1 protein-coding gene is annotated in these 286 nt (G+C 50.7%); it reads left to right on the top strand.

The features are described from left to right. Nucleotides 1-166: 166 nt before the first annotated feature. Nucleotides 167-286, top strand: a 120-nt coding sequence (locus Xbed_RS19235) for a terminase small subunit (RefSeq protein ID WP_139837583.1), incomplete at its 3' end; no start/stop codon positions are given.

Below are 286 nucleotides of genomic sequence, written 5' to 3'. Positions count from 1 at the left end.
TGCATTCAAACCGAAAACAAAGACCTACGATGCAGGCATGACACTGTCAGTGGATGCGGGGATCACCAGTGACGATCACCTCCGCCAGATAGTCCGTGAGGAAATAAGACAGTTCGTTAATCGTGAACTGATGCCGGGTGGATTGCTCTCAAGATAAGGAAATGAAATGGCACTCACCGACAAACAGGAAATGTTTTGTCGCGAGTACCTCGTTGATTTGAACGCCACGCAAGCGGCTATTCGGGCGGGGTACAGCGATAAGACTGCGAACCGTACCGCGTCTGAA

This window comes from Xenorhabdus beddingii, assembly GCF_002127545.1.
Taxonomy (GTDB): Bacteria; Pseudomonadota; Gammaproteobacteria; order Enterobacterales; family Enterobacteriaceae; genus Xenorhabdus; species Xenorhabdus beddingii.
Note: the sequence above shows the minus strand (reverse complement) of the source record. Positions and strands in the feature narration are given on the sequence as shown.